We start from the raw sequence: 26,369 nt of genomic DNA on the forward strand, positions 1-26,369 counted from the left end.
TGGGGAGCAGCGCCAACTATCGGCGGTCCATCGCTCCCGCGAATAACTGAGGTAGGAGCCAAGACCCCCCCCCCGCCGAAAGCTGAAAATTGCTCTTTCGTCGACCCTCCCCACAAGGGGGAGGGTAGAAAGTCACGGCCTAATAAACACCTTCCCGTTCGGCTTGGCCAGCTCCGCCGGGGCCTTCGCCATCGCCTCATCCAGCGGTAGCACCGCCGTCACGTCGGTTGACCAGCGCCCATCCGAAAAGCGCTTCTGTGCTTCCATGATCGCCGGGCCGCGCTTGTCGCGGAACTGGCGCATCCATTCGACCAGCCAGAAGCCTTCAATGTGCTTGTGTTGGAAGATCATCTGGCCGGGCTCACGGATGACAGTGGTGTCCGGATCGAGCCGTCCATAGATGATCCAGCGCGAGCGCTTCGGCATGGCGTCGAAGATCGCCGAGGCCAGCGGCCCGGTCACGGCATCGAGGAAGATGCGCGGCTGCTCGGCCTTGACCACATCGCGTAGTGCTGCCTTGAAATCCGGCGCCTTCTCGTTGAGCACATGGGCAGCCCCGATCTCCTTCAACAGCGGAATCTGCTCGTCGCGGCGTACGGTGACGATCGGCCGGAACCCAGCCTCCTTGGCGAGACCCGCGATCAGCTTGCAAAGCTGGCTGGCGCCGGCGGTCATGATGAAGGCTTTTTCGCCCGTCTCCTTGACGATGTCGAACATGGCGAGCGCCGTGAGCGGGTTGACGATCATCGCCGCGCCATCCTCGTCGCGGACCGTGTCGAGCAGCGGAATGCAGCCGGCAGCTTCGGCAACTGCATAGTCCGCCCACGCGCCCCAATTGGTGACGCCGGTGGTGAAGGCGATGCGCTTGCCGATCAGGCTTTTCGCATAGGGCTCGTCGCCGCTGGCAACGACCGTGCCGACACCCTCGAAGCCGGCCGGCTGGCCCTTGGCGCGCGGCTGACCGTACTGGCCCTTGATGAACATGACGTCGGACGGGTTGATCGAGGCGAGGCTGACCTTGATTAGAACCTGGCTCGGTCCGGGCGTCGGCACGCCGATGCTGCCAAGCTTGAGATACGGCTCCATCGCCTCCAGCGCACTGCCGGAGGGCGTCCTGGTGTAGCCGTCGCCGGTCAGCAGCAGTGCTTTCATGTCTGAGGGGATCGCCATGGCGGGGCTCCTTACAGTTTGAGGATGAGCTTGCCGGATGCGCCACGGCCAAGCACGCGCGTCACCACGGCGGCGGCATCGGCCAGCGGATAAGTGCCTTCGATGGCCGGCCGAACCTTGCCGGCGAGATGCCAGCCGACCAGCGCCTTCAGATTGTCGGCATGGACGAGCTGGTCGAGCGGCGCGAAATCGCGGGCGATAATGGCCTTCATCCGCTCAGACCTTTTCCTGCGTGTATTTCCTGAGTTCCGTACGCGCCACCTGCCGGCGGTGCACCGCGTCCGGCCCGTCGGCAAGGCGCAGGGTTCGCAGATGCGTCCATGAGCGTGCCAGCGGCGTGTCCTGGCTGATGCCTTGCGCCCCGAACATCTGCACGGCCTCGTCGGTGACCTTGAGCGCGACGCGCGGTGCGATGACCTTGATCTGGCTGATCCAGGGCGCGGCTGCGCGCGCATCGCCCTGGTCGATCATCCACGCCGCCTTGAGGCAGAGCAGCCGCGCCATCTCGATCTCCATGCGGCACTCGGCGATGATATCGAAATTGGCGCCGAGCTTGGCCAATGGCTGGCCGAAGGCCTCGCGGCGCACCGAGCGCTGGCACAGCAGCTCCAGCGCCATTTCGGCTTGGCCGATGGCGCGCATGCAATGGTGAATGCGGCCGGGGCCGAGCCGCCCCTGCGCGATCTCGAACCCCCTGCCCTCGCCGAGGATCAGGTTTCCGGCCGATACCCTGACATTGTCGAAGCGGAGGTGCATGTGGCCGTGCGGCGCGTCGTCATCGCCATAGACCTGCATCGGTCGAAGCTTGATCACGCCCTTGGTGTCGGACGGCACCAGGATCATCGAATGGCGGCGGTGCTGCGGCTCGGCTTCGCCGCCGGTGCGGACCATGACAATGTAGATGGCGCAGCGCGGGTCCCCGGCCCCCGACGCCCACCATTTCTCACCGTTGAGTGCATAGTCGTCGCCTCGCCGTTCGCAGCGCATGGCGATGTTGGTGGCGTCGGAGGAAGCGACGTCCGGCTCGGTCATCAGATAGGCCGAGCGGATCTTGCCCTCGAGCAGCGGCTCAAGCCATGCCTGCTTGTGGTCGTCCGAGCCGTAGCGCTCCAGCACCTCCATATTGCCGGTGTCGGGCGCCGAGCAGTTGAAGGTCTCGGCGCCGAGATGCGCCTTGCCCATCTCCTCGGCGAGGTAGGCGTATTCGACCGTCGAGAGACCATAGCCGCGCTCGGACCCGGTCAGCCAGAAATTCCACAGGCCGCGCTCCTTGGCCGTCTTCTTCAATCCCTCGAGGATCTCGGTCTGCCGCGCGGTGTAGACCCAGCGGTCGCCGCCCTTGCCGACCTCACTCAAAAAATCATGATCGAGCGGCATGATCTCATCGCGCACCATGGCGGCGACACGGGCGTGGATCGGCTTCAGCCGCTCGGTCATGCCGAGATTCATGTCCGCCATCGGTCTCCAACCCTTTCACGCATCTGGGCACTTTACCCGTGGCAAGGATGACCGTACTTCGGGTAGCCTTGTCAACGCGAGCCCCTTTCGCCCCGGACCGTGAGCAGAAAAGCGCGGAGGAATTCCGATGAGCTATCTGGAAGAACTGTTCTCAGTCGCCGGCAAGACAGCGCTGGTGACGGGAGCCGCGACCGGCATCGGCCGCATGGTGGCGACCGCTTTGGTCCAAGCCGGCGCCACCGTGATGATCGCTTCACGCAAGGGCGAGGATTGCATCAAGGTCGCCGCTGAGTTGAACGGGCTCGGCGGCTCCGGCAGTGCCGAAGGCTTTGCCGGTGACGTCTCGAGCGAAGCAGGCATTGCCGCGCTGGTCGGCGAGGTCAAGGCGCGCACCGAGAAGCTGCATATTCTGGTCAACAATGCCGGCATATCCTGGGGTGCCTCCCTGGAGGATTTTCCCTATAGCGGCTGGGCCAAGGTGTTCGCCGTCAACGTCACCGCCGTCTTCCATCTGACGCGCGAATTGCTGCCGCTGCTGGAAGCCGCCGCGAGCGATGCCGATCCGGCCCGCGTCATCAACCTGGGCTCGGTGATGGGCACGCAGCCGCTGGCCGACGACGCCTATTCCTACACCGCGTCCAAGGGCGCCGTTCACCACCTGACGCGCACGCTGGCGATCGAACTCGCGGCGCGGCGCATCACCGTCAACGCCTTCGCCCCCGGCCCCTTCCAGAGCCGGATGACCGCCTTTGCCACCGGCACCGAAGAAAAGGCCAGACATGTCGGCAGCCATGTCCCCATCGGCCGTATCGGCGTGGCGGATGACATCGGCGGCGCAACGCTCTATTTGTGCAGCCGTGCCGGTTCCTATGTCACCGGCGCCATCCTGCCGATCGACGGCGGGCAGTCGGTGCAGCATGGGCTGACATTGTTCAAGGAATGAGCCGCGGTCGGCGGCAAGGGGAGGACACCGCAGTGGAACCGATCAGTCTCGATGTGCTTCTGGCCAGCGTCGGCAAGGAAGTCGGCGTCTCGCCATGGCGCGAGGTCACACAGACCATGATCGACCAGTTCGCCGACGCCACCGACGACCACCAGTTCATCCATTGCGACCCCGAGCGGGCCAAAAACGAGACGCCGTTCGGCGGCACCATCGCGCATGGCTTCCTGTCGTTGTCGCTGCTCTCGGCGATGACCTTCGAGACCATGCCGCCGCTGGAAAAGGGCAAGATGGGCGTCAACCACGGTTTCGATTCGCTGCGCTTCCTGGCGCCGGTGAAGACCGGCGCGCGCATCCGCACCCGCTTCGTGCTGGCCGACGTCAAGGTCAGGCCGTCGGGCTGGGTGCAGACGGCGCATGACGTGACCATCGAGATCGAAGGCTCGAAGAAGCCGGCGCTGACGGCGCGCTGGCTGACGCTGACGCTGATCGAGCGTGAGCCGGAGACCGCATGAGCGGCGACGCCAACGCGCTGGACCGGACGGCACTAGCGCCCTATCTCGAGGCGCACATCCCGGGTTTTGCCAGGCTTCATTCCATCGAAAAATTCAAATCCGGCCAGTCGAACCCGACCTATCTGCTGACCGCGGCCAGCGGCCGCTATGTCCTGCGCGCCAAGCCGCCGGGCCAGTTGCTGAAATCGGCGCATCAGGTCGACCGCGAATTCACGGTCATGAAGGCGCTGGCCGGCACCGCCGTGCCGGTGCCGGCGATGCTGCATCTGTCGGCGGAGGCGACGCCGATCGGCCGCATGTTCTACGTCATGGATTTTCTCGACGGCCGCATCTTCTGGGATCCGGCAGTGCCGGAGGCCACTGGCAACGATGAGCGCGCCGCCCTCTACGATGCTATGAACGCCACGCTGGCGGCCCTGCACGATGTCGATGTCGAGGCGGTCGGGCTCGGCGATTTCGGCAAACCCGGCAATTACTTCGAACGCCAGCTGGCACGCTGGACCAGCCAGTACCGCGCCTCGGAGACCGGCACGGTCGCCGACATGGACCGGCTGATCGCCTGGCTGGAGACGCATACGCCGGCCGATGACGGCCGGATATCCCTCGTGCATGGCGACTACCGGCTGGACAACATGATCTTCGCAGCCAGTGAGCCGAAAGTGCTGGCGGTGCTCGACTGGGAACTGTCGACACTCGGCGATCCCTTCGCCGACATCGCCTATCAATGCATGCAATGGCGCCTGCCGCACGCCTCGGGCTTTCGCGGTCTTGGCGGCGTCGACCGCGCAGCCCTCGGCCTTCCTTCCGAGGACGCGTACGTCGCCGCCTATTGCCGGCGGCGCGGGCTGGGCGGCATCGACAATTGGAGCTTCTTCCTCGCCTTCTCCTTCTTCCGTTTGGCGGCCATCTGCCAGGGTGTCTACAAGCGGGCGCTCGACGGCAACGCCTCCAACCCCGAAAAGGCCAAGACCTATGGTCAAGCGGTGAAGCTGCTGTCGCACCTTGCCGCCAAGCTGATCGACCGAACCTGACTCGACAATGAGATATTGTGGTCGGCGCGATTTAATGACAGATCGGATCAGTTCCGTCCTCGACCGGGGAGCAAGCCCATACGGAGGTGGTGGCAACCGGCCTGGAAACAGGACGCAAACCGATCACCGTCTGTAGACAGAGCATGATGCCGAAAAGTGTGAAGCGGTTTTCGGACGACATCATGCTCTATCTGTTTGATTTAGAGCCGGATTCAGATTTCAGGTCAATTCGACCTGAAATCATCCGGCTCTAGCGCGCATCGCTGGAAATGAACTTCATGTGCCGGCTGACTTGCAGGGCGATGTAGACGACCAGCGAGCATCCGATCGGAAACACGATCTCAATGAGGCCGGTGGCGACAGCCTGCGGCAATGCCAGCGCAATGTCCTTGGCTGCGGCGGTCTCGATCGTCAGCGCCGTGATCCCGCCGCCGAACACCGCGCCGGCCAAGGCACCCGCCAGCATGAAATGCAGCGAGCGAGGTTCCTCCTTGGATGCCAGCGAAGCCAGCATCCAGCCCAGCAAGCCATACTCGATCGCCCGCAACATACCGAGCGTGGTGAGCGACAGGATCACGGGCTTTGCCGATACATCAAGCGCGCTCACCATCACCTTTTGCGTACCTTTGGCGATGCCCATGGCCAGCGGCCCCGAGATCATGGCGATAAGGCCGCCAAGCGAGGCTCGCACCTTGGTGATCGCCGTGCCGAGGCTGACGCCGGCGCAGACGAAGAATGACCAGGTCACGCCTTGCGCCAAGTCTATCAGAACCTGGGTTGGCGCCGGGTGCGAACCTGCCGCAAATCCGGCAGTCAAGATAAGCGCTTCCATGGCGAAGCCGATTGCGATCGCCAGCCATGCGACTATCACGACCCGCCTGAGCGCTAGCCTTGCGCCATGAGAAAGTGGATGTGCGCCCGGCAGCCCGGACGAAAGCTCTATCGCAGCCATAGAGGCCCCCCAAAACCGAAATTTCTTGCAGAGCCGCCAAATAGGCTTTGTTTGTAACAGTCCGATGTTGCCTGCGTGCGCCCAGGTTACACATGCTGTGACATAGATGCTGGCGACATGGACCAGAACGGGCACAACTATTCGAGAGAAAGCTTGAGGTCGCTTTTTGATGTCCCTGACAGCGCCCTTGCCCGTTTCCGTACAGCGTATATATTTAGTCATGCACAACCAACCAAAGGCACCGGATCTTGCCACTGAGCGTCCAGAAACGCCGCGAGAAACAAAAGGCCGAACTGCGTTCCGAACTGCTCGACGCAGCCCACAAGCTCGTCAAGGAAGAGGGCTATGAAGGCCTGACCATTCGCAAGTTGGCCAAGCGGGTCGGCTATGCTCCGATGTCGGTCTATTCCTACTTCGCCGACAAGCAAGACATCCTGTTTGCGCTGGCCGAGGATGCCTTCGAAACACTTGCCCGCCGCATCGAGGAGCATCCTTCCGACGATCCGATCGAGGCCTTGCGTGCGGTGATGACCGAATATGCTGCCTTCGGGCTCGGCAATCCCAACGAATACCGCACCGTGTTCATGACCGAAAAGACCAAGCTGCCGGAAGGCAGAAGCTATGAGGACATGGAAGAGGCCAACCCGGCGATGAAAGCGCTGATATCCAGGGTCGAGGCCTGCGTTGCTGCAGGCAAGCTGCAGGGCGATCCGCGCGCCATCGCCACCATGCTTTGGGCAGTCGGCCACGGCACCATCTCGCTTTTGATCACGTTCCCGTTCTACCCCTTCGGCGATCCGCAGGCTTTCGTGACGCGGATGTGCGATTTCACACTCGCCACGCTCAGCACTCAGAATGTGCCGCCGCTGACCGAGACCCCGGTCGACTGCTGAGCATCCCCGCCCCTCCAATTCAACGTCCGGCCTGACAGCTTCGGCTGTGTCAGTGCGCCGCAATTTTCGGCGTTCCAAAAGATTTTTCGTACGCGTACGTTTTCCGACTTGAAAACCCATCTCGGTGGGCGTATGTGTACGTTGTATCGTACATGTACGAAAAGAATTTAACCGATGGAGACAGACATGAACAAGACCCTTCTCGCTCTCGCCACCGTGCTGGCTCTCTCCGGCTCGGCTTTCGCCGCCAACAACACACACTCGACCAAGCAGGCCCCCGCCGCCACCTGCGTCGACACCACGACCAATGCCAAGCTCGATTGCGCCGTGACCGGCTCGGTCGAAAAGTCCGACGTCAAGGCCAAGAGCCCGCGTCTCGGCATCGAGATCAACCCATGGATCGTGCCGAGCACGTTCTAAGTTGATCGGGCTCGACCACAGCACAACGATTAATTTAAGGGCGGCAGGATAATCCCGGCCGCCCGTTTTTCCTCAGCGCCCCCATTTCCTCAGCGCAAGCCGGCTTTTCCTGAGTTCAAACCTGGCGTAGCCGAACGGGTTATTTCTTGCGCGGTTTGCGACCCGGCACCGTCTTGGCCTTGCCGGGTCTTGCCGGCGCGCCTGGGATGGCGGTCGAGGTGATCGACACCGGATCGCTGGCCGGAAACGTGTCCTCGAGGCCTTCCTCGAGTTCCTCTTCTTCGGCAGTCACCTCGTGATGCTGCTCATGTTCGAGTGAGCGCACGGCGGACGTCTTGCCAGCTGACTTCGGCGGCGCTTTCGACGGCATCGTATGTTCTCCCTGATGGGGGAAGCAGAACGGCTTGACCCGTCAAACGTTCCTACGCCGCCGCGCCGCTGGCTGCTTCCGACAGGAAAGTAAAGACATAGTCCGAGAAGGAACGCCAGCACTCGACCCGGAAAGCGTCGGCTGCCGTGCGCAACAGCAGGATTTCGCACTTGCCGAGAATGGTGCGCGACGCCGCGCCCACCGGAAAAGCCTCGAGCGACAAATCCTGCGGGCAGCCTGCATTGATCGCGGCGGCAGCCGCCGGGCCGGTGACGGCGAAGGCGACGTTGCGGTGCGAGATGCCGACCGCCGAATGCAATGCGGCAACCCCAGCACGATCGGCCAGCGGATCCTTGCCAGCCTCATCGATAACCAGCCACTCGTCAGGGCCAAGCCACAGCGCCGTGCGCCCTGTCTTCGACGCCGAAGTTTTCGGCTGCTTCGGCAAGGTCAGGCCGAGCGCCTTCGACAGCGCCGCGACGGAAGCCTCCGGCGCGCGCAGCGACATGCGCTCCGCCGGCGGCAGCACCTCGACCTTGACATCCGTTGCGGAAACGACGCGTTCAGCCAGGGCCGGGCGGCGCTCGACCGACGGCGCTGCAGCTGGGGCCGTCTTCTTTGCAGCAGCCTTAGCCATTGAGGCGCCCTCCCGTCTCGTCGAAGAACACCATGCCGGTAACCTCCACTTCGATCATCCCGTTCGGCATCGGCACATAGAGCGTGTCGCCCATCCGGTCGCGCCCGCCGGCAACCAGCGCCAGCGCGATCGAGCGACCGCAATTTTCCGACCAGTAGCTGGATGTGACGTGACCGATCATCTTCATCGGGATCGCCTGCTTCGGGTCGGCGACGATCTGCGCGCCTTCCTCAAGCACCACTTTCGGGTCCTTGGTCTTCAAGCCGACCAGCTGCTTGCGGCCCTTGGCGACCAGATCGGGCCGCGTCAGGCCGCGAATGCCGACGAAATCGGTCTTCTTCTTGCCGACCGCCCAGTCGAGCCCGGCATCGTTCGGCGTCACCGTACCGTCCGTGTCCTGCCCGACGATGATGTAGCCCTTTTCGGCGCGCAGCACGTGCATCGCCTCGGTGCCGTAGGCAGTCGCGCCATGCTTTTGGCCCTCGGCCCACAGCGCTTCCCAGACGGCCTGGCCGTGATCGGCCGGCACGTTGACTTCAAAACCGCGCTCGCCGGTGAACGACATGCGAAACAGCCTGGTCGGCACGCCGCAGATCTTGCCTTCGCGCACCGACATATGCGGCAGCGCCTCGTCCGACATGTCGACGCCTTCGACCAGCGGTGCAATGATGTCGCGCGACTTCGGCCCCTGCACGGCGATGACCGCCCATTGTTCGGTGATCGACGTCAGCCAGACATTGAGATGCGGGAACTCGGTCTGGAGATAGTCCTCCATGTGGTTCATGACGCGCGGCGCGCCGCCGGTTGTCGTCGTCACATGGAAACGATCCGGCGCCAGTCGGCCGACGACGCCGTCATCATAGATGAAGCCGTCCTCGCGCAGCATGATGCCATAGCGGCAGCGGCCGCGTTCCAGCTTCTCCCATGGATTGGTGTAGAGCAGTTCCATGAACCTGGCCGCATCCGGTCCGACCACTTCGATCTTGCCCAGCGTCGAGGCATCGAACAGGCCGGCATTGCTGCGCACAGCGACGCATTCGCGGTCGACCGCCTTGTGCATGTCCTCGCCGGGTTTGGGGAAATACCAGGCGCGCTTCCACTGGCCGACATCCTCGAACACCGCGCCTTGAGCTTCCGCCCAGGGATGGATCGCGGTCTTGCGTGTCGGGTCGAACAGCGGACCGCGCGAATGGCTGACGATCGCGCCGAAAGTGACAGGCGTATAGGGTGCGCGGAACGTGGTCAGCCCGACCTCGGGGATCGGCTTGCCCAGCGTCTCGGCGGCAATCGCCAGGCCGTGCATGTTGGAGGTCTTGCCCTGGTCGGTCGCCATGCCGTTGGTGGTGAAGCGCTTGACGTGCTCGATCGAGCGCATGCCTTCATGCACCGCCTGGCGGATGTCCTTGGCGGTGACGTCGTTCTGGAAATCGACGAAGGCCTTGACCGTCTTGTCCGGCCCGGCGCCGGGCGCCGCGCCCAGCATGCCGCGCGACCAGCTTTCCGACGCGTCGACCTTCGGCTTAACGCCCTTGGCCACTTTGCCGCCCGCATCCTTCGCCGCCTTGGCGCCGGCCGCATAGGCTTCGTCGATCGACGCCGAGAGCCCATCCGTACCGTTGCAGGCGCCGACCGAAACGCAGTCCTGCGCATAGATGCCCGGCACGAAGCGCTTGGTCTCGTCATTGAAGGCGACCTTGCCGCGCGACTGTGAGAACAAATGCACCGACGGCGTCCAGCCGGCCGACATCAGGATGGCGTCGACCGGAATGGTGCGCTCGCCGCCCCCATTCTTCGGCTGCACCGTCATCGAGGTCACGCGCAACTTGCCGCCGGCGCGGATCACCGCGCGGCCGAAATTGACCTCGATCCCGAGCGCCCTCGCCTCGTCGATCACAGGTCCGGTCGGATGGTCGCGCAGGTCAACGATCGCCGCCACGTTGACGCCGGCCTTCTTCAGGTCGATCGCGGCGGAGTAGGCCGAGTCATTGGCGGTGTAGACGCCGACATTTTTGCCGACCGCGACACCGTACTGGTTGAGATAAGTCCGCGCCGCCGAGGCCAGCATGATGCCGGGCCGGTCATTGTCGGTAAACACCATATGGCGTTCGATGGCGCCGGTCGCCAGCACCACGCGCTTGGCGCGTACCTGCCATAGGCGCTCGCGCGGCAAATCGTGGCCGGGGTTTTGCAGATGGTCGCTGACCCGCTCGACCAGGCCGACGAAATTCTGCGCGTAATAGCCGAACGCCGTCGTGCGCGAGAGCACACGGACATTGTCCATGGCGGCAAGCTTGGCTACCGCTGCTTGCGCCCAGCCAAAGCCGTCATGGCCGTCTATCCTGGCGCCGCTCTCGAAACGCAGGCTGCCGCCGAAGCCGGCCTGCTCGTCGACGAGGATGACACGCGCGCCGGTTTCGGCAGCGGCAAGCGCTGCCGCGATGCCGGCCGCACCGCCGCCCAGCACCAGCACGTCGCAATGCGCATAGCGCGAGGAATAATGGTCGGGATCTGGCTTGTCGGGCGAAACGCCGAGACCCGCCGCGGCGCGGATCTTCGGCTCGTAGAGACTCTTCCAGGCCGCCTTCGGCCACATGAAGGTCTTGTAGTAGAAACCGGCCGAAAACAGCGGCGATGCCAGATCGTTGACCGCGCCGACGTCGAAGGCGAGCGACGGCCAGCGGTTTTGCGAGTTGGCGACGAGCCCGTCATAGAGCTCCTGCACCGTGGCGCGGATGTTGGGCGCCTTGCGTGCCGCGTCGCGCTTGACCTCGACCAGCGCATTTGGCTCTTCCGCTCCGGCCGACAGGAAGCCGCGCGGACGGTGATACTTGAACGAACGTCCCACCAGATGCACGCCATTGGCAAGCAGCGCCGAGGCCAGCGTGTCGCCTTCGATGCCGGTGTAAGACTGGCCGTCGAAAGAGAACCGCGCGGTCTTGGCCTGGCTGAGACGGCCGGCGCTCGGAATGCGGAACGCGCCGCTCATTTGGAAGCCATTTCGTTGGAGTTTTTGGGCAGCTTGGACGGTTTCGGCTCGCCGGCTTTGTAAGTCATGACGAACTTGTCGGTGACGGTGTCGCGCACCGCGTTGAAGAAACGCGCGCAGCCATGGATGTGGCGCCAGCGCTCATAGATGATGCCCTTGGGGTTCGAGCGGATGAAGAAGAACTTTTCGAAGTCGTCGTCGCTCTCGCCCGCCATGTTGGCCGAACGCGCAATATGCGCCTCGCCGGCGTTACGGAACTCGAGCTCCGGGCGCTCTTCCTCGCAATAGGGGCAGCGGATGAGAAGCATTATCGTTCGTTCCTACAATTCGCCGTGGCCGACATGCGCGCCGGCCGGTTGGTTGCAAAGCCTCTGGCCCATCGCCGCAAAAGGCGCGACGAGCCGAATGCGCTCCTCTACACTTGCGGCGGGGCGAAACAGCTCGCGATACGCCATGTTGCCGATCGTGAGCTGAAACGGATCGGTCGTTACGATGACGCTGCGCGCATCGAATGTGTCGTCCTCGCCGAGATCGGAGGGCCTGTTCTCCATGAAGATGACCACCTTCTGGCCACCGCTCCACACGCATGCCAGAATGCCGGCGTCGATCGAAAACGGCCAATTGGCTTCGTTGCCGGCGCGGCTGATCGGCTGCGTCCGCACCTCGTCCGGTGACGGAAAATGGAACAGGTCCTGCTCCCCCGCCAGCACCAGCGGCACCGCTACAGCCAGTTCCACCATCATCAGTGCGCCACCGCCGCCGCTGCTGCCTCGTCGATGAGGCGCCCGGTGCGGAAGCGCTCGATGGTGAAGGGCGCGTTGATCGGATGCGGATCGTCCTTGGCAATCGTGTGGGCAAAGACATGGCCTGAGCCGGGCGTTGCCTTGAAGCCGCCCGTGCCCCAGCCGCAATTGACATAGAGGCCTGATACCGGCGTCTTGGCCAGGATCGGCGAACGGTCGGGCGTCACGTCGACGATGCCGCCCCACGAGCGCAGCATCTTCATGCGGGTGAAGATCGGGAACATCTCGCAGATGGCGTCCAGCGTATGCTGCAAAATGTGCAGGCCGCCGGTCTGCGAATAGGAGACATACTGGTCGGTACCGGCGCCGATCACCAGTTCGCCCTTGTCGGACTGCGAGATGTAGGCGTGCACCGTGTTCGACATCACCACGCAAGGCACCACCGGCTTAACCGGCTCCGACACCAGCGCCTGCAGCGGATAGCTTTCCAGCGGCATGCGCACGCCGGCCATGTTCATGATCACCGAGGAATGGCCTGCAGCCACCACACCGACCTTCTTGGCGCCGATGAAGCCGCGCGTCGTGTCGACGCCCATGACCGCGCCATTGGCCGCCCGCTTGACGCCGGTGACCTCGCAATTCTGGATGATGTGCACGCCGCGCGCCGAAGCGCCGCGCGCATAGCCCCAGGCCACCGCATCGTGACGCGCCGTGCCGCCTCGCCGCTGCAAGGCGGCGCCGACAACGGGATAGCGCGCCTGCCTGGAAATGTTGAGCGGCGGGCAGAATTCCTTCGCCTGCTCAGGCGTCAGCCATTCATTGTCGATGCCGTTGAGACGGTTGGCATGGACATGGCGCTTCAGCACCTGGATGTCGTGCACATTGTGCGCCAGCATCATGACGCCGCGCGCCGAATACATGACGTTGTAGTTGAGTTCCTGGGAGAGCCCATCCCACAGCTTCAGCGCATGGTCGTAAATGCCGGCGCTCTCGTCATAGAGATAGTTGGAGCGGATGATGGTGGTGTTGCGCCCGGTGTTGCCGCCGCCTAGCCAGCCCTTTTCCAGCACCGCGACATTGGTGATGCCGTGCACGGTGGCGAGATAGTAGGCGGTGGCCAGGCCATGACCGCCGGCGCCGACGATGATGACGTCATATTCCTTCTTCGGTTCCGGCGAGGACCATTGTTCCTCCCAGCCCTTGTGGCCGCGCATGGCCTCGCGGGCGATGGCGAATACCGAATATTTTTTCAACGTTCCAGCCTCGCAAATGGCGGTGGGGTATTTTACGCAGCCCCGGCGCGCGAGGTGTATCACTAGCGAAACGGCGCTTCCACCCTTGCGCTGTTTGCGACGGCGCTTGCCGTTTTGCGCCGCGGTGGAAAAGACCTGCCCGGGCTGGCAGGCATGGCTGCGTTCGGACACACTGGCGATCGCGAGACTCTGGAGGACGGATATGGGCAACGCCTGGTGGAATCTGACGTTGCGTTTCCTGCTGGAACTTGCCGCCTTGCTTGGCCTCGGCTTTGCCGGCTGGAGCCTCTCCGGCGGATGGTGGCGCTGGGTCCTCGCCTTGGCCTTGCCGTTCATTGCAGCTGCGCTGTGGGGAACCTTCGCGGTGCGCGGCGACCCGAGCCGGTCCGGACGCGCGCCGGTTCCTGTACCAGGCGCAGTCAGGCTGGTGCTTGAACTGGCCATCCTGTTTGGCGGTGCAGCCGGATTCTATGCCGCCGGTCACACAACCACGGGCGTTGTCATCACGCTGCTCATCGCCATCAGCTACGCATTTTCGCTCGATCGCCTCGGCTGGCTGCTGAAGCAATAGTCCGGCGCGCGGCGCTTGTGCCGCTGCGAAGCCATTCAGCAAGTCGAGCACGTATCGGGTGGCTAGCACCGTCCCGAACTGCGATCAACATCCCGGTTGCCGGCACAGCCGGCGCGATGAAAGGATGTAAAAAATGTTCGCACTCACCAATAAAATAGCGATCGTCACCGGCGCCAGTTCCGGCATCGGCCGCGCCACCGCAAAACTCTTCGCCGAAGAAGGCGCCAGGGTCGTCATCGCCGCCCGCCGCCAGGCCGAACTCGATGCGCTGGTCGTCGAAATCGAGGACGCCGACGGCACGGCAGTCGCGCTTGCCGGCGATGTCCGCGACGAAGCCTATGCAAAAGCCCTCGTCGATCTCGCCGTCGAAAAATTCGGCGGGCTCGATATCGCCTTCAACAATGTCGGCTCCGTCGGAACGATGGGTCCGATTTCGGAACTGTCGCTGGACGGATGGCGCGAGACGCTCGACGCCAATCTGACCAGCGCCTTTCTCGGCGCGAAATACCAGGTGCCGGCGATGGTCGAACGCGGCGGCGGATCGCTGATCTTCACCTCGACCTTCGTCGGTCACACAGTCGGCATGCCGGGCATGACCAGCTATGCCGCGAGCAAGGCCGGACTGATCGGCCTGACGCAGGTACTGGCCGCCGAATACGGCCCCAGGGGCGTGCGGGTCAACGCGCTGATGCCGGGTGGCACCGACACCCCGTCGGCAACATTCAAGACGCCGGAATCACGCGCTTTAGTGGAAAACCTGCATGCCTTGAAACGTGTCGCTGTGCCTGAAGAGATCGCCCGCGCTGCGCTCTTCCTGGCATCGGATGCGTCGAGCTTCACCACAGGATCGGCGCTGTTTGCCGATGGCGGCGTCTCGATCACCCGGACGTGAAGCATTTCGCGGGCCATCGCCCGCGCCGATCAGCCATAGAACCCGAAACCGGACTTGCTTTTTCCACGCGATTTGGCGATTCGGTTTCGGGTGAGGAGGACGGACATGCTGCTGATCAGGACCTATGTCGCCCAGAGCGCAATCGAAGGCGTCGGCGTGTTCGCCGCCGAGCCGATCAGGAAGGGCGCCTCGATATGGCGGCTCGATCCGGATTTCGACCGGCTGATCCCGATGGACAAATACGAGGCGGCGCCGCCGCACCTCAAGGAATTGCTCGACCGCTATGCCTATCCGAGCCCCGACCGTCCCGGCTTCATGGTCTATGAAGTCGATAATGGCCGCTTCATGAACCACGCCGAGCGGCCGAACACGGATTTTTCGCAATATGGCGGCGCCACCGCCACTCGAGATATATCAGCCGGCGAGGAAATTACCTGCGATTACGGCGAATTCTTCGAGGATTTCGCACGGCTCCATCTGGCCAACGCCTAGTTGGCGCCCTATCTCGGGGCTGCCGTGGCAAATAGGCGGTTGTCCTTCATTTCCAGTGTGGACAGCGCGGCCTGATTCTGCTATCAGCCGCCACAATTCGTGGTGTAAAGCGCCGCGGAGGCATGTGGCTATGGTCACTTGCCTGTTGATATCAAACCCGAAAGACAGGATTGCCCGTGCAGGTACTCGTCCGCGACAATAACGTTGATCAGGCGCTTCGCGCTCTCAAGAAGAAGATGCAGCGCGAAGGCATTTTCCGCGAAATGAAGATGCGCGGCCATTACGAGAAGCCTTCCGAGAAGCGCGCCCGTGAAAAGGCCGAAGCCGTTCGCCGCGCCCGCAAGCTGGCCCGCAAGCGCGCCCAGCGCGAAGGCCTGCTGCCGATGACGCCGCGCCCGGTTGCTGCCGGCGCCGCCGGTGGTCCTGGTGGTGCTCCGCGTCCGCCGCGGTTCTGACGCCAATTTTTCGTCCTTTTCGAAGGATACTCTGAGGTGGCGCGATGCGGAATCGCCGCCACCTTTTTGTTTGGAGCGCCGCCATTCTGTTGGAGGCCGTTCCCTTGAACGCGCAAACGGCGTTCTAGATTTTGTTACGACAATCTGTGACCCGGCCCGGAGGGGGACCTGGACGGCGCGGCTGAAGTGAGGACAGGGCAGACATGAACGCAATCGGCGTAGAGCGCAAAACCACAATGCGCGGTTTGGCCCTGGCGGCAGCCCTGATGTCCGGCCTGGTGCTGGCCGGTTGCCAGAGCGTTCCGACCGGCGAATTCAACAACATCGACAAGGCGCAAGGCTCGAGCGAGAACATCTCCTCGCTGTCGGCGGTGATCCAGCGCAATCCGCAGGATCCGGAAGGCTACAATGTGCGCGGCTCGGCCTATGGCCGTGGCGGCCAGTACCAGGCGGCGCTGAAGGATTTCGACACCGCCATCCAGCTCAACCCGAATTTCTACCAGGCCTATTCGAACCGGGCGCTGATCCAGCGCTTCCTCGGCAACCAGGCGGCCGCCCTTGCCGACTACAACCGCTCGATCCAGATCAATGCAAATTATGACGCCGCCTATATCGGCCGCGGCAACCTCTATCGCAAGGCCGGCCAGACCCAGCAGGCCTTCAACGATTTCCAGAAGGCGATCCAGCTCGACACCACGGATGCCCGCGCCTACCACAATCGCGGCCTGATCTATCAGAGCCAGGGCCAGCACAAGTTTGCCATCGAGGATTTCTCGACCGCCATCTCGCTGGCGCCGGACGCCGCCGAACCCTATAATGGCCGCGGCCTCTCCTATCTCGCCATGAATGACGAGGACAACGCCTTCTCCGACTTCAACATGGCCATCAAGCTCGACGGCAAGAACGCCGAAGCCTGGTCCAACCAGGCGCTGATCTACGAGCGCCGCGGCGACAAGGTCAAGGCCTCGAAGGCCTACCGCGAAGCCGTCCATCTCGACCCGACCTACCAGCCGGCCAAGGACGGCCTGTCGCGCACATCGGGCGCCACCGCTGGCTGAGATGCGGCCGCGCGCCGCCATCGGCGGCCTTTTATAACAACGTTCCATTCCTGATGCAGTGCGCCGCGTGAGCGGTTTCTCCCCGGGAAAGCGCAGAGCCCGTCCCCTAGGGATTGCGTATCCAGAAAACCCCACTATCACCCAATCTTAACCACCGGGGGCAAAGCGTTAACCCTTGCCTTGATCGCGCCAAGTTTTCAGCGGAACGCTCCGGGCCATTCAACCGTTGTTGAAGGCATTTTTCGAAAGGACTGACCCATGATCAAGAAAATCATCTGTGCCGCGGCACTTGCCACGACGCTGCTTGCCGTTCCCGCCAGCGCCGGCAAGCTTCAGCTCGGCACGCTCGATTGCACCATCGACGGCGGCGTCGGTTACGTCATCACGTCGAACAAGGGCGTCGACTGCACGTTCCGTCCTTATCACCATGGGCCGTCCGAGAAATACACGGGGATGATCTCCAAGCTCGGCGTCGATCTCGGCCAGACGCATCAGGGCCAGCTGGTGTGGGCGGTTCTGGCCGCCACCCGCGGCCATGACGAGGGCGACCTTGCCGGCCATTATTACGGCGTCAACGCCGAGGCGAGCGTGGTGACCGGCGGCGGCGCCAATCTGCTGGTCGGCGGGCTGGACGGCGCCTTTGTGCTGGAGCCGCTCAGCGTCCAGGCGCAGACCGGCGTCAATGTAGCGGTCGCCGTGACCTCCCTGGAGCTGATCCACTCGTTCAAATAAGCATCGGCAAATAAGGATCGACTGATCCCTCTACGCGCGGCGCGGAACAGGTTACTGTTTCGCGCCGCATGCTTTTTGGGGGATCCGCCGTGCTGAAACCAGCCATCGCCGCCGCTATCACCATCATCTGTACCGCCCAGGCCCAAGCGCAAGGCCAGGGTATCGAACTCGGTGTGCTCGATTGCGCCATCGGCGGCGGCACCGGCTTCATCTTCGGCTCCAGCAAGGATCTGAGCTGCACCTTCACGCCGGCCGACAAGAGCTTTTCGCCGGAAGCCTATTTCGGCGCCGTCAACAAATACGGGCTCGACATCGGCACCACCAAGCAGACCGTCATGCAATGGCTGGTGCTGACGCCGCTGAGGAACATCTATGCGCCCGGCGCGTTGGCCGGCGACTATATCGGCGCCAGCGCCGAAGTGACCGCGGCGGTCGGCGCCGGCGCCAATCTCCTGGTCGGCGGCTCCTCGCAGGCCTTCACTCTGCAGCCGCTCAGCCTGCAGACGCAGACCGGTATCAACATTGCCATCGGCGTCAGCCAGTTTCAGCTGCGCAGCATTGAGAACTGACCGGCGCATCAAGCGGAGAGGTTTCCGGCCAATCTCGACCGTCTGCACTTCGATAAAAAGCCACTTGAGCTCAACTGCGCTTGAGGTTTTACAACTCGCCTGACTGAAACAGCGCGCATGGCCCCGCCGGAAAGCCCCCATTGGCTTCTGGCGCCATGCGCCGGCATCGAGATATGCAAAGGCAGGGTAAAAGAATGACTGAAATCACCAGCAACAAGGTCGACTGGCGGGCATTGTGGGCAAGCGGCGACCTCGCGCGCTTCTGCTTCATCAGCCTCGGCATCCTGCTGCACGCCACCAACGAGACGATGGTGGCGACGGTCATGCCGGCCATGGTCGGGGACCTCGCCGGTGTGCAGTTCGTCGGCTGGTCGCTGGCCGTCTACGAGCTCGGCGCCATTGTCGCCGGCGCAGCGGCCGGGCGGCTGGTCAGCTATGTCGCTCTACGCTCCAACGTCACGGTCGCCGCCCTGCTCTATGCCGTGGGCGCACTGATCTGCGCCACCGCGCCGTCCATGCCGGTGTTTCTTGGCGGCCGTCTGGTCGAGGGTCTCGGCGGCGGTGCGCTGGTGTCGCTGGCCTTCGTCTCGGTCGAGCGGCTGTTTAACCGCAGCATCTGGCCACAGCTGTTCGGCATCATGTCGGCGATCTGGGGCGTCGCCGCCTTCAGCGGCCCGATGCTCGGCGCGATCATGGTCGAGCTCCTGTCCTGGCGCTGGGCCTTCGGCGTCTTCGTGCTGGGTGGCATCGCCATGGCATCGGCAAGCTTCATCGTCCTGAACACGCCGGAAGCGACGAAGCCGCAAGCCGCCGCCGGCACCTCGCCGCCCTTCCCCTTTGCAGCACTTGGCTGCCTCGCCATCGCCGTCGTGCTGATCGCCACCGCAGGCGTCGACGTCGCCTTGCTTCGATCGTCGCTGCTGCTGGTCCTCGGCCTCGCCGGCCTGGCGCTGTTCGTTTTCGTCGACGCCATGAAGCCGCAATCGCGACTGTTCCCGTCGGGCCTGTTCTCATGGCGCTCGCCGGTCGGCAGCGGCATGAGCATGGTTGCCGCCTTCTCGGTGGCGACAGTCTCTTTTTCCATCTACGGGCCGCTTCTGCTTACCACGCTGCACGGCATCCCGATCCTGACCACAGGCTACATCATCGCCGCCGAATCGATCGCCTGGTCAATCCTGTCGATCGCCGTCGCCAATGCGCCGCTGCAGCGCGAACGGCAGATCCTCGTCATCGGCGCGCTGATGATTGCAGCCGGCCTCGCCGGTTTCGCCTATGCCATCCCCGCCGGCTCGATCCCGGTGATCCTGCTCTGCGCTTTGTTGCAAGGCGGTGGCTTCGGCGTGTCATGGCCCTTCCTGACCCGCATCATCGTTGCCTCGGCCCGCGACGGCGAGCAGACGATCGCCTCGGCCGCCGTGCCGACCATGCAGCGCATCGGCTACGCCGTGGGCGCCGCCATGGCCGGCATCATCGCCAATGCCAGCGGCTTTTCGGACGGGCTGAACCGCGAGGCAGCAGCGCACGTCGCCGGCTGGCTGTACCTGGCCTTCGTGCCACTTGGCATTGTCGGTTGCCTGGCGGCGTTGAAGATGGCTTTGGCGGCACGCCGGCCGCAATTGGCGACAGGCTGAGGGCACGGCGGATCGAGAATTTGGCGACAGCATTCCGCCGGCGCTGTCGGCGTCAAATGCCCTCGGCCACAAGGCTGCCTGCAAGACCATGGCCTGCCCGATTGCGGAACCGGCGGCCGCTCAGGCTTGCAAACGCTCGGCGATGAGCGCGGCGAGCCGCGCCGCCACCTCGTCCTTGCCCATCTCAGGCCATTCCTCGACGCCGTCCTTCGAGACGATGCGCACCTTGTTGCGGTCGCCGCCCATGACGCCGGTGGGGCCGACGCCGCTTTCATGCGAGACATCGTTGGCGACAATGAAATCGGCGCCCTTCTTCTTCAGCTTGGCCTCGGCATTGGCAATCAGGTCCTGCGTCTCGGCGGCGAAGCCGACAACCAGCCCCGGGCGTTGCCCGTGATGACCGACGCTGGCGAGAATGTCGGGGTTTTCGACCATTTGCAGCGCCGGTGGGCCTTGGCCCGCCACCTTCTTGATCTTCTCGCCGGCCGTGCCAGCGGTGCGCCAGTCGGCGACGGCAGCTACGAAGACCGCGGCGTCCGCCGGCAACAACTGTTCGACGGCCGCTTTCATCTCGGCCGCGGTCTCCACATGCGTCGTCACAACGCCGGCCGGATCGGCAATGCCAACCGGACCGGAGACCAGGCGTACATCCGCGCCCAGTCTTGCCAGCGCTGCCGCAATCGCATGGCCCTGCTTGCCCGAAGAGCGGTTGGCGATGTAGCGCACCGGGTCGATTGGCTCATGCGTCGGCCCCGAGGTGACGATGATCCTGCGGCCGGCCAGCGGCTTCGGCCTGCTGTCGAGCAGTGCCTCGATCACTGCCACGATCTCCAGCGGCTCGGCCATGCGGCCCTCGCCCGCCTCGTTGCTTTCCGCCATCTCGCCCTTGGCCGGGCCGACGAAGGCGATGCCATCCTTGGCGAGCGTCGCCCGGTTGCGGCTCGTCGCGGCATGCGACCACATTTTCGGGTTCATCGCCGGCGCCATCAGCACCTTCTTGTCGGTGGCGAGCAGCACCGTCGAGGCCAGATCGTTGGCATGGCCGTTGGCGAGCTTGGCCATCAGATCGGCAGTGGCCGGCGCCACTACCAGAAGGTCGGCCTCGCGCGACAGGCGGATATGGCCGACATCGTGCTCGTCATTGCGGTCGAACAATTCGCTGAAGACATGGTCGGCCGAAAGCGCGCCGACCGAAAGCGTGGTGACGAACTCCTGCGCCGCCGATGTCATCACGACGCGCACCGCCGCACCGCGCTCGCGCAGCCGGCGGATCAGGTCCAGCGCCTTGTAGGCGGCGATGCCGCCGCCGATGATCAGCAGGATGCGCTTGCCGTCGAGGGTTTTGTGCGTTTTTGTGGATTGACCTCGCTCGGGCAGATCGATGTCAAAACCTCCATGAGGCTCAACCAAGCGGCGGATTGTTGCATAGAGGGTTTCGCTCTCGGGCATGCCGGCTTCCGCCGACAGCACGCTTTTGGCAAGCGCATCACGCGCCTCTTCCTCCATCGACACCCCGCGCGCCGCAGCGCGCTCACGCAATTTCTGCTTCACGTCGTCAGCTAGATTGCGGACAGTAATGGTGCCCATGACTTGCTCCGCGACATCAATAGCGCGACTGCAACGCTAGCACCACCGTTGCTAGCGTTGCAAGCGATCAAAGCAGCTTCCACGCGATGTAAACCAGCGTCAGCGCGATCACCCACAGCGCCAGCCGGCCCGAGCGGGTGTAACGGGCTTCGGCCTTGCCGATGGCGCGCGATGTCGCCTCGTCGAAGCGGAGGCCGTGCTCCGCCATAAAATCGATCTCGCGCGACAGCCGCTCGGTGCGGGCGGCAAGATCGGGCGCCTGGCGGGCCAGCGCCAGCAGCGCCTTGGCGCCGTCGCGCGCGTCCATCAGCAGGCCGCTCGGCCCGAGATTGCCGGCGATCCACTGGCCGACCACCGGCTCGGCCGTCTTCCACATGTTGAAGGCCGGGTCGAGCGTACGCGCGACGCCCTCCACCACCACCATGGTCTTCTGCAACAGGATCAGTTCCGACCGCGTGGCCATATCGAACAATTCGGTGACCTCGAACAGCAGCGTCAAAAGCTTGGCCATCGAAATGGTCTCGGCCGGCTGGCCGTGGATCGGCTCGCCGATGGCGCGGATCGCCTGCGCGAAAGCCGCGACATTGTGCTGGCGCGGCACGTAGCCGGCCTCGAAATGCACCTCGGCGACGCGCAGATAGTCGCGCGTGATGAAGCCGTAGAGGATTTCGGCGAGGAACCGGCGCTCCTTCTTGCCGAGCCGTCCGGCAATGCCGAGATCGACGGCGACAATATTGCCATTGGCCTCGACGAACAGATTGCCTGGATGCATGTCGGCATGGAAGAAGCCGTCCCGCAGCGTGTGACGCAGGAACGACTGGATCAGGTTGGTGGCGATCGCCTTCAGATCGTGCCCCGCCGCCGCGAGGCCGGCGATGTCGTTCATCTTGACGCCGTCGACCCATTCCATGGTCAGCACATCGCGCCCGGTGCGCTCCCAGTCGACCGACGGCACGCGAAAGCCCGGATCGTCCTTGGTGTTTTCGCCAAGTTCCGAAAGCGCTGCCGCCTCGAGCCTCAGATCCATCTCGATCTTGGTGGTTTGCGCCAGCGTCTCGGTCACCTCGACCGGCCGCAGTCGGCGCGACGACGGGATGTATTTCTCCTGCAGCCGGGCGGCGAGGAAATAGCTTTCGAGATCCTGAAAGAAGCGGCGGCGCACGCCAGGCCGGATCACCTTCACCGCCACCTTGGTATCGACACCGTCATGCATGGCCTGCGCGGGATGGACCTGGGCGATGGAGGCCGCCGCGACCGGCCCGCCGAACTGCGTATAGAGTTCGCCGATCTTGCGCCCGAGCGAGCCCTCGATCGCCGCCACCGCTTCCGCCTGCGAAAAAGTGTGCATCTTGTCCTGCAGCATGGCGAGGTCGAGCGCCATGTCGTTGCCGACGACATCGGGCCGCGTCGCCAGGAACTGGCCGAGCTTGACGTAGGAGGGTCCGAGCCGGACCACCGCCTTGGCCAGCCGGTCGCTGCGCTCATAAGCGAGCGCGCGGCGGCGGGTGAACAGCCGGGCCATGCGCCAGCCGAATTTCGGCAGGCCGCTGAGTTCGTCCCCCGGCAGTGCTGCGATCACGCCCTCGCGGACCAGCACCCAGCCGGCCCGCGCGAGCCGAAAGGCGGCGCCGACGCTGCTCATCGTCTACCCTGCTGCTGCAAACTGTCCGGCCTCAAAGCTTCCAGCCCGAATGAAGCGCTGCGATGCCGCCGGAATAGTTGCGGAACGACACGCGCTCGAAGCCGGCGCGGGTGATCATGGCAGCAAAGTTCTGCTGATTGGGAAATTTGCGGATCGATTCGACCAGGTAGGAATATGGCTCGCCCTCGCCCGTCACCATCTTGCCGATCTGCGGAATGGCGTTGAACGACCAGGCTTCGTAGACTTTGTCCAGCAGCGGCATCTCGACCTCGGAAAACTCCAGGCACAGGAACCGTCCGCCAGGCTTCAGCACGCGAAAGGCTTCCGTCAGCGCGACATCGATGCGCGGCACGTTGCGGATGCCGAATGCGATGGTGTAGGCGTCAAAGGTGCTATCGGTGAAAGGCAGTTCCTCGGCATTGGCCTCGACGAAATCGGTGTTGCCGGACAGGCCCTTTTTCTCCGCGCGGTCACGGCCGACACTGAGCATCGAGCCGTTGATGTCGAGCACCGTGGCATGCGCGTTGCCATGGCTGGCGTCGACGATGCGGAAGGCGATGTCGCCGGTGCCGCCCGCCACGTCGAGCACTTTCCAGCCCGGACGTTTCGGCGGATTGAGCCATGTCACCATGGCATCCTTCCACAGCCGGTGCAGCCCGGCCGACATCAGGTCGTTCATCAGGTCGTAGCGGTTCGCCACCTTGTGGAAAACCTCATTGACCAGAGGCTGCTTGTCGCCTGGCCCTACCTTCTTGAAACCATAGGAGGTTTCCATGCCGCCCGCGGCCGTGGTTCTCTCAACTGACATTATTTTGATCCGTCATAAAACCGGCGGGACCATAGCCGATCGATGGTGCGGGCGCTATTGTTTAAGGCGCGGTGTTCGGCCGCGCTTCCAGGTGGTGGGCTTTACGGCCTGGACTGATGAGACGGGATAACTGCATGCCTTTGAAAGCAGAACTGCACTGCCACATCGAGGGGGCAGCGGCGCCCGAACTCGTCATCCGTCAGGCGCAGAAATACGGCAAGGACACCTCGCTTTATATCCAGAACGGCTCCTTCGTCTGGCATGATTTCACCTCGTTCCTGGCGGCTTATGATTTTTCCGCCGACCTGTTCCGCACCGAGGAGGATTATGCCCGCCTCGCCGACCATTATCTGACCAGCCTTGCCCGCGACGGCGCCATCTATTCCGAAGTCTTCACCTCGCCCGACCATGCCGTCAGGGCCGGCCTGTCGCCCAAGGCCTATACCGATGCGCTCGGCGAAGGCATGCTGCGCGCCAAAGCCAAGACCGGCATCGAGGGCCGCATGATCGTCACCGGCGTACGCCATGTCGGCGTCGAGTCGATCGAGCAGGCGGCGCGCTTTGCGGCGCGCTGCGGAAATCCGCTGGTCACCGGCTTCGGCGTCGCCGGCGACGAGCGCATGGGCGAGATGGAGGATTATGTCAGGGCCTTCGAGATCGCCCGCGAAGCCGGCCTCGGCATCACCATCCATGCCGGCGAGCTGACCGGATGGGAGACGGTGCAGGCCGCACTCGACCACATCCGCCCCTCGCGCATCGGCCATGGCGTGCGCGCCATCGAAAATCCCGACCTGGTGCGCCGCATCGCCGATGAGGGCATCGTGCTCGAATGCTGCCCCGGCTCCAACATCGCGCTCAAAGTCTACGACAGTTTCGCCGATCACCCTTTGCCTGCCCTGCAGGCGGCCGGCTGCAAGGTGACGCTGAACTCCGACGACCCACCCTATTTCTGGACCTCGCTGAAGCGCGAATACGACATCGCCGCCGAGCATTTCTCCATGAATGAAAAAGCTTTGACCGCCGTCACCAGGACGGCGATCGAAGCGGCTTTCGTCGACAGGAAGACGAAAAGCGCGCTGCTTGCCCGGCTCGATGCGAAGAGGTGACTGGTGACTGGTGACTGGTGATTGGTTTGCCGGCGGTTCGGCCTGTCAACCGCAATGATCGATCCATCGGGACTCGCAAACCTGCTCACTATTCACTATTCACTATTCACCATTCACTGGAGCAACCCATGCAGGGCGTCACCGTCGTCGACCACCCGCTTGTCCAGCACAAGCTCACCATCATGCGCAAGAAGGAGACGTCGACCGCCGGTTTCCGGCGGCTGCTGCGCGAGATCTCGCTCCTGCTCGGCTACGAGGTCACCCGCAACCTCGAACTGACGACGACGACCATCGAAACGCCGATGGAAACCATGGAAGCGCCGACGCTGGAGGGCAAGAAGCTGGTCTTCGCCTCGGTGCTGCGCGCCGGCAATGGCCTGCTCGAAGGCCTGCTCGACCTGGTCCCGGCGGCCCGCGTCGCGCATGTCGGCCTCTACCGCGATCACGAAACGCTGGAGGCGGTGGAATATTTCTTCAAGGCGCCGAGCGATCTCGCCGACCGGCTGGTGATCGTCGTCGATCCGATGCTGGCGACCGCGAACTCGGCCATCGCGGCCATCGACAAGCTGAAGGAGCGCGGCGCCACCAACATCCGTTTCCTTTGCCTGCTGGCGGCGCCAGAAGGCATCGAGCGCTTCACCAAGGCGCATCCGGATGTTCCCGTGTTCACCGCTTCCATCGACCGCCAGCTCAACGAGAAGGGCTACATCATGCCCGGCCTCGGCGATGCCGGCGACCGCATGTACGGAACCAAATGACGGCGGCTGGCAAGGCCAGCTGACATCCAGTCGTTTACCGCCCGTTTACGCAAAGCCGCGGTTTCGGGTTGGCGTTAAAGCGGCACACACCATACGTGGGCAAGAATGGGCCTTCACGAAGGTCCATTCATGCTGCGCAAGCTTGTCATTCTGGGCGTGTTCGCCGGAACGTCGGCATCGATCCCGATCGTCTATCAGTCGAATCCGCAGATTCTCGACAACCTGTTGAAGTCGACCGTCGCCGGCAAGCCGTCCGCGCAGCCTCAGCCCGAACTGAACATGGCCTCGGTTCCCGGCAAGCCGGCCGCACCGCTGCCCACTGGGCGCAAAGTATTGGTGGCGGCTGACGAGCGCGGCCATTTCACCTCCGCCTTCAAGCTCAACGGCCGCCAGGTCGACGGCATGATCGACACCGGCGCCACTTTGGTCGCCATCAACACCTCGACGGCGCGCCGCATCGGCATCTCGCTCAACCCGTCGGATTTCAGCCATCAGGTCAACACCGCCAATGGCGCGATCAGGGCCGCTGTGGTCAACATCGACCGCCTGCAGATCGGCAAGATCAGCGTCGACAACATCCAGGCCGTGGTCCTCGACGACAAGGCGCTGCGCACCAACCTGATCGGCATGAGCTTTTTGCAGCGGCTGGCAAAATACCAGGTCGAAAACGGCACACTGTTGCTGGTGCAGTAGCGCCTTC

At 63.8% G+C, this 26,369-nt stretch carries 29 protein-coding genes; 16 read left to right on the top strand and 13 right to left on the bottom strand.

From position 1 onward, the window contains the following. Positions 1–132: 132 nt before the first annotated feature. Genes NKJ58_RS15050 through NKJ58_RS15060 form a run of 3 tightly spaced genes read right to left on the bottom strand, consistent with a single transcriptional unit; the run spans position 133 to position 2,628 of the window. Complete coding sequence (locus tag NKJ58_RS15050; RefSeq protein ID WP_023691846.1) at positions 133–1,170, bottom strand: zinc-binding dehydrogenase; 1,038 nt, start codon at positions 1,168–1,170, stop codon at positions 133–135. A gap of 11 nt (positions 1,171–1,181) precedes the next feature. Beyond that, positions 1,182–1,466: a zinc-binding dehydrogenase gene (locus tag NKJ58_RS15055; RefSeq protein ID WP_196813644.1), complete on the bottom strand. Its 285-nt coding sequence runs from the start codon at positions 1,464–1,466 to the stop codon at positions 1,182–1,184. Continuing rightward, on the bottom strand, positions 1,387–2,628 hold the full coding sequence (locus NKJ58_RS15060; protein ID WP_023733516.1) for an acyl-CoA dehydrogenase family protein: 1,242 nt from the start codon (positions 2,626–2,628) through the stop codon (positions 1,387–1,389). Before NKJ58_RS15060 ends, NKJ58_RS15055 begins: the two co-directional genes overlap by 80 nt. A gap of 127 nt (positions 2,629–2,755) precedes the next feature. Between NKJ58_RS15060 and NKJ58_RS15065 the strand changes: the two genes are divergently transcribed. The 3 genes from NKJ58_RS15065 to NKJ58_RS15075 are packed head-to-tail and all read left to right on the top strand — an operon-like array spanning position 2,756 to position 5,114. Further along, a complete protein-coding gene (locus NKJ58_RS15065) occupies positions 2,756–3,571 on the top strand; it encodes an SDR family oxidoreductase (RefSeq protein WP_023671153.1) in 816 nt (271 codons plus the stop codon). Then, the gene (locus NKJ58_RS15070; protein WP_280790513.1) at positions 3,568–4,083 is read left to right on the top strand and encodes a MaoC family dehydratase; all 516 of its coding nucleotides are present in this window, start codon (positions 3,568–3,570) and stop codon (positions 4,081–4,083) included. Before NKJ58_RS15065 ends, NKJ58_RS15070 begins: the two co-directional genes overlap by 4 nt. Next, entirely contained in the window at positions 4,080–5,114 is a 1,035-nt protein-coding gene (locus NKJ58_RS15075; RefSeq protein WP_023733517.1) for a phosphotransferase, read from the top strand. Before NKJ58_RS15070 ends, NKJ58_RS15075 begins: the two co-directional genes overlap by 4 nt. Before the next feature lie 250 nt (positions 5,115–5,364). Here NKJ58_RS15075 and NKJ58_RS15080 read toward each other — a convergent pair whose 3' ends face one another. Continuing rightward, positions 5,365–6,201 (bottom strand): hypothetical protein, encoded by an 837-nt coding sequence (locus tag NKJ58_RS15080; RefSeq protein WP_352853387.1) that lies wholly within the window; start codon positions 6,199–6,201, stop codon positions 5,365–5,367. A 113-nt stretch (positions 6,202–6,314) separates the two neighbouring features. On the opposite strand from NKJ58_RS15080, the gene NKJ58_RS15085 reads away from it, so the two are divergent. Continuing rightward, complete coding sequence (locus NKJ58_RS15085) at positions 6,315–6,959, top strand: TetR/AcrR family transcriptional regulator (RefSeq protein ID WP_023671149.1); 645 nt, start codon at positions 6,315–6,317, stop codon at positions 6,957–6,959. Positions 6,960–7,145: 186 nt separating this feature from the next. Beyond that, the gene (locus tag NKJ58_RS15090) at positions 7,146–7,379 is read left to right on the top strand and encodes a DUF680 domain-containing protein (RefSeq protein ID WP_023671148.1); all 234 of its coding nucleotides are present in this window, start codon (positions 7,146–7,148) and stop codon (positions 7,377–7,379) included. A 139-nt stretch (positions 7,380–7,518) separates the two neighbouring features. On the opposite strand, the gene NKJ58_RS15095 is transcribed toward NKJ58_RS15090, so the two are convergent. From NKJ58_RS15095 to NKJ58_RS15120, 6 genes are read right to left on the bottom strand one after another with little or no spacing between them, the layout of a single operon-like run. Next, positions 7,519–7,749, bottom strand: coding sequence for a hypothetical protein (locus tag NKJ58_RS15095; protein WP_023691851.1), 231 nt, complete (start codon positions 7,747–7,749; stop codon positions 7,519–7,521). A 52-nt stretch (positions 7,750–7,801) separates the two neighbouring features. Beyond that, positions 7,802–8,386, bottom strand: coding sequence for a sarcosine oxidase subunit gamma (locus NKJ58_RS15100; protein WP_352853389.1), 585 nt, complete (start codon positions 8,384–8,386; stop codon positions 7,802–7,804). After that, entirely contained in the window at positions 8,379–11,372 is a 2,994-nt protein-coding gene (locus tag NKJ58_RS15105) for a sarcosine oxidase subunit alpha (protein ID WP_352810645.1), read from the bottom strand. The genes NKJ58_RS15100 and NKJ58_RS15105 overlap by 8 nt, the downstream gene beginning before the upstream one ends. Then, positions 11,369–11,680, bottom strand: a complete 312-nt coding sequence (locus tag NKJ58_RS15110) for a sarcosine oxidase subunit delta (RefSeq protein WP_023683197.1) — start codon at positions 11,678–11,680, stop codon at positions 11,369–11,371. The genes NKJ58_RS15105 and NKJ58_RS15110 overlap by 4 nt, the downstream gene beginning before the upstream one ends. A gap of 12 nt (positions 11,681–11,692) precedes the next feature. After that, positions 11,693–12,115 carry a hypothetical protein gene (locus NKJ58_RS15115; protein ID WP_023686459.1) on the bottom strand — a complete coding sequence of 141 codons (423 nt, stop codon included), beginning with the start codon at positions 12,113–12,115 and terminating at the stop codon, positions 11,693–11,695. After that, entirely contained in the window at positions 12,115–13,368 is a 1,254-nt protein-coding gene (locus NKJ58_RS15120) for a sarcosine oxidase subunit beta (RefSeq protein ID WP_023686460.1), read from the bottom strand. The genes NKJ58_RS15115 and NKJ58_RS15120 overlap by 1 nt, the downstream gene beginning before the upstream one ends. Positions 13,369–13,570: 202 nt before the next feature. Here NKJ58_RS15120 and NKJ58_RS15125 point away from each other — a divergent pair, with 202 nt between their 5' ends. The 8 genes from NKJ58_RS15125 to NKJ58_RS15160 all read left to right on the top strand — a co-directional run bounded on the left by NKJ58_RS15125 (position 13,571) and on the right by NKJ58_RS15160 (position 19,768). Continuing rightward, positions 13,571–13,939, top strand: a complete 369-nt coding sequence (locus NKJ58_RS15125) for a YrdB family protein (protein WP_023683195.1) — start codon at positions 13,571–13,573, stop codon at positions 13,937–13,939. A gap of 133 nt (positions 13,940–14,072) precedes the next feature. Then, positions 14,073–14,831 carry an SDR family oxidoreductase gene (locus NKJ58_RS15130; RefSeq protein WP_352560350.1) on the top strand — a complete coding sequence of 253 codons (759 nt, stop codon included), beginning with the start codon at positions 14,073–14,075 and terminating at the stop codon, positions 14,829–14,831. 105 nt (positions 14,832–14,936) lie between these two features. Continuing rightward, positions 14,937–15,323 (top strand): SET domain-containing protein, encoded by a 387-nt coding sequence (locus NKJ58_RS15135; RefSeq protein WP_023740928.1) that lies wholly within the window; start codon positions 14,937–14,939, stop codon positions 15,321–15,323. A gap of 176 nt (positions 15,324–15,499) precedes the next feature. Further along, a complete protein-coding gene (gene rpsU / locus NKJ58_RS15140; protein WP_023671138.1) occupies positions 15,500–15,778 on the top strand; it encodes a 30S ribosomal protein S21 in 279 nt (92 codons plus the stop codon). A gap of 203 nt (positions 15,779–15,981) precedes the next feature. Continuing rightward, complete coding sequence (locus tag NKJ58_RS15145) at positions 15,982–16,836, top strand: tetratricopeptide repeat protein (protein WP_023686462.1); 855 nt, start codon at positions 15,982–15,984, stop codon at positions 16,834–16,836. 258 nt (positions 16,837–17,094) lie between these two features. After that, entirely contained in the window at positions 17,095–17,568 is a 474-nt protein-coding gene (locus NKJ58_RS15150; RefSeq protein ID WP_023671136.1) for a DUF992 domain-containing protein, read from the top strand. A gap of 89 nt (positions 17,569–17,657) precedes the next feature. Continuing rightward, complete coding sequence (locus NKJ58_RS15155) at positions 17,658–18,137, top strand: DUF992 domain-containing protein (RefSeq protein ID WP_023671135.1); 480 nt, start codon at positions 17,658–17,660, stop codon at positions 18,135–18,137. 194 nt (positions 18,138–18,331) lie between these two features. Further along, positions 18,332–19,768, top strand: coding sequence for an MFS transporter (locus NKJ58_RS15160; RefSeq protein ID WP_023740927.1), 1,437 nt, complete (start codon positions 18,332–18,334; stop codon positions 19,766–19,768). Positions 19,769–19,888: 120 nt separating this feature from the next. On the opposite strand, the gene coaBC is transcribed toward NKJ58_RS15160, so the two are convergent. The 3 genes from coaBC to ubiE all read right to left on the bottom strand — a co-directional run bounded on the left by coaBC (position 19,889) and on the right by ubiE (position 23,805). Then, positions 19,889–21,355: a bifunctional phosphopantothenoylcysteine decarboxylase/phosphopantothenate--cysteine ligase CoaBC gene (coaBC, locus tag NKJ58_RS15165; protein WP_023744160.1), complete on the bottom strand. Its 1,467-nt coding sequence runs from the start codon at positions 21,353–21,355 to the stop codon at positions 19,889–19,891. Between the two features lie 67 nt (positions 21,356–21,422). Then, positions 21,423–22,997, bottom strand: coding sequence for a 2-polyprenylphenol 6-hydroxylase (gene ubiB, locus NKJ58_RS15170; RefSeq protein ID WP_023755055.1), 1,575 nt, complete (start codon positions 22,995–22,997; stop codon positions 21,423–21,425). Positions 22,998–23,028: 31 nt separating this feature from the next. After that, positions 23,029–23,805: a bifunctional demethylmenaquinone methyltransferase/2-methoxy-6-polyprenyl-1,4-benzoquinol methylase UbiE gene (ubiE, locus tag NKJ58_RS15175; protein WP_023833596.1), complete on the bottom strand. Its 777-nt coding sequence runs from the start codon at positions 23,803–23,805 to the stop codon at positions 23,029–23,031. 134 nt (positions 23,806–23,939) lie between these two features. On the opposite strand from ubiE, the gene NKJ58_RS15180 reads away from it, so the two are divergent. The 3 genes from NKJ58_RS15180 (at position 23,940) to NKJ58_RS15190 (ending at position 26,362) form a co-directional block, all read left to right on the top strand. After that, on the top strand, positions 23,940–24,911 hold the full coding sequence (locus NKJ58_RS15180; RefSeq protein WP_023704052.1) for an adenosine deaminase: 972 nt from the start codon (positions 23,940–23,942) through the stop codon (positions 24,909–24,911). Between the two features lie 128 nt (positions 24,912–25,039). Further along, the gene (upp, locus tag NKJ58_RS15185; protein WP_023671129.1) at positions 25,040–25,669 is read left to right on the top strand and encodes a uracil phosphoribosyltransferase; all 630 of its coding nucleotides are present in this window, start codon (positions 25,040–25,042) and stop codon (positions 25,667–25,669) included. Positions 25,670–25,798: 129 nt separating this feature from the next. Next, complete coding sequence (locus NKJ58_RS15190; protein ID WP_352518403.1) at positions 25,799–26,362, top strand: TIGR02281 family clan AA aspartic protease; 564 nt, start codon at positions 25,799–25,801, stop codon at positions 26,360–26,362. The last annotated feature ends 7 nt before the right edge of the window (positions 26,363–26,369 follow it).

Source organism: Mesorhizobium sp. M0139, from assembly GCF_040322455.1.
Lineage (GTDB): Bacteria > Pseudomonadota > Alphaproteobacteria > Rhizobiales > Rhizobiaceae > Mesorhizobium.

Bases quoted from the DNA above. Each gene is read 5' to 3' on its own strand.
- NKJ58_RS15050 (WP_023691846.1), bottom strand. From the start codon at position 1,170: ATGGCGATCCCCTCAGACATGAAAGCACTGCTGCTGACCGGCGACGGC.
- NKJ58_RS15060 (WP_023733516.1), bottom strand. From the start codon at position 2,628: ATGGCGGACATGAATCTCGGCATGACCGAGCGGCTGAAGCCGATCCAC.
- NKJ58_RS15065 (WP_023671153.1), top strand. From the start codon at position 2,756: ATGAGCTATCTGGAAGAACTGTTCTCAGTCGCCGGCAAGACAGCGCTG.
- NKJ58_RS15070 (WP_280790513.1), top strand. From the start codon at position 3,568: ATGAGCCGCGGTCGGCGGCAAGGGGAGGACACCGCAGTGGAACCGATC.
- NKJ58_RS15075 (WP_023733517.1), top strand. From the start codon at position 4,080: ATGAGCGGCGACGCCAACGCGCTGGACCGGACGGCACTAGCGCCCTAT.
- NKJ58_RS15090 (WP_023671148.1), top strand. From the start codon at position 7,146: ATGAACAAGACCCTTCTCGCTCTCGCCACCGTGCTGGCTCTCTCCGGC.
- NKJ58_RS15095 (WP_023691851.1), bottom strand. From the start codon at position 7,749: ATGCCGTCGAAAGCGCCGCCGAAGTCAGCTGGCAAGACGTCCGCCGTG.
- NKJ58_RS15100 (WP_352853389.1), bottom strand. From the start codon at position 8,386: ATGGCTAAGGCTGCTGCAAAGAAGACGGCCCCAGCTGCAGCGCCGTCG.
- NKJ58_RS15105 (WP_352810645.1), bottom strand. From the start codon at position 11,372: ATGAGCGGCGCGTTCCGCATTCCGAGCGCCGGCCGTCTCAGCCAGGCC.
- NKJ58_RS15110 (WP_023683197.1), bottom strand. From the start codon at position 11,680: ATGCTTCTCATCCGCTGCCCCTATTGCGAGGAAGAGCGCCCGGAGCTC.
- NKJ58_RS15115 (WP_023686459.1), bottom strand. From the start codon at position 12,115: ATGATGGTGGAACTGGCTGTAGCGGTGCCGCTGGTGCTGGCGGGGGAG.
- NKJ58_RS15125 (WP_023683195.1), top strand. From the start codon at position 13,571: ATGGGCAACGCCTGGTGGAATCTGACGTTGCGTTTCCTGCTGGAACTT.
- NKJ58_RS15130 (WP_352560350.1), top strand. From the start codon at position 14,073: ATGTTCGCACTCACCAATAAAATAGCGATCGTCACCGGCGCCAGTTCC.
- NKJ58_RS15135 (WP_023740928.1), top strand. From the start codon at position 14,937: ATGCTGCTGATCAGGACCTATGTCGCCCAGAGCGCAATCGAAGGCGTC.
- NKJ58_RS15145 (WP_023686462.1), top strand. From the start codon at position 15,982: ATGAACGCAATCGGCGTAGAGCGCAAAACCACAATGCGCGGTTTGGCC.
- NKJ58_RS15150 (WP_023671136.1), top strand. From the start codon at position 17,095: ATGATCAAGAAAATCATCTGTGCCGCGGCACTTGCCACGACGCTGCTT.
- NKJ58_RS15160 (WP_023740927.1), top strand. From the start codon at position 18,332: ATGACTGAAATCACCAGCAACAAGGTCGACTGGCGGGCATTGTGGGCA.
- coaBC (WP_023744160.1), bottom strand. From the start codon at position 21,355: ATGGGCACCATTACTGTCCGCAATCTAGCTGACGACGTGAAGCAGAAA.
- ubiB (WP_023755055.1), bottom strand. From the start codon at position 22,997: ATGAGCAGCGTCGGCGCCGCCTTTCGGCTCGCGCGGGCCGGCTGGGTG.
- ubiE (WP_023833596.1), bottom strand. From the start codon at position 23,805: ATGTCAGTTGAGAGAACCACGGCCGCGGGCGGCATGGAAACCTCCTAT.
- NKJ58_RS15180 (WP_023704052.1), top strand. From the start codon at position 23,940: ATGCCTTTGAAAGCAGAACTGCACTGCCACATCGAGGGGGCAGCGGCG.
- upp (WP_023671129.1), top strand. From the start codon at position 25,040: ATGCAGGGCGTCACCGTCGTCGACCACCCGCTTGTCCAGCACAAGCTC.
- NKJ58_RS15190 (WP_352518403.1), top strand. From the start codon at position 25,799: ATGCTGCGCAAGCTTGTCATTCTGGGCGTGTTCGCCGGAACGTCGGCA.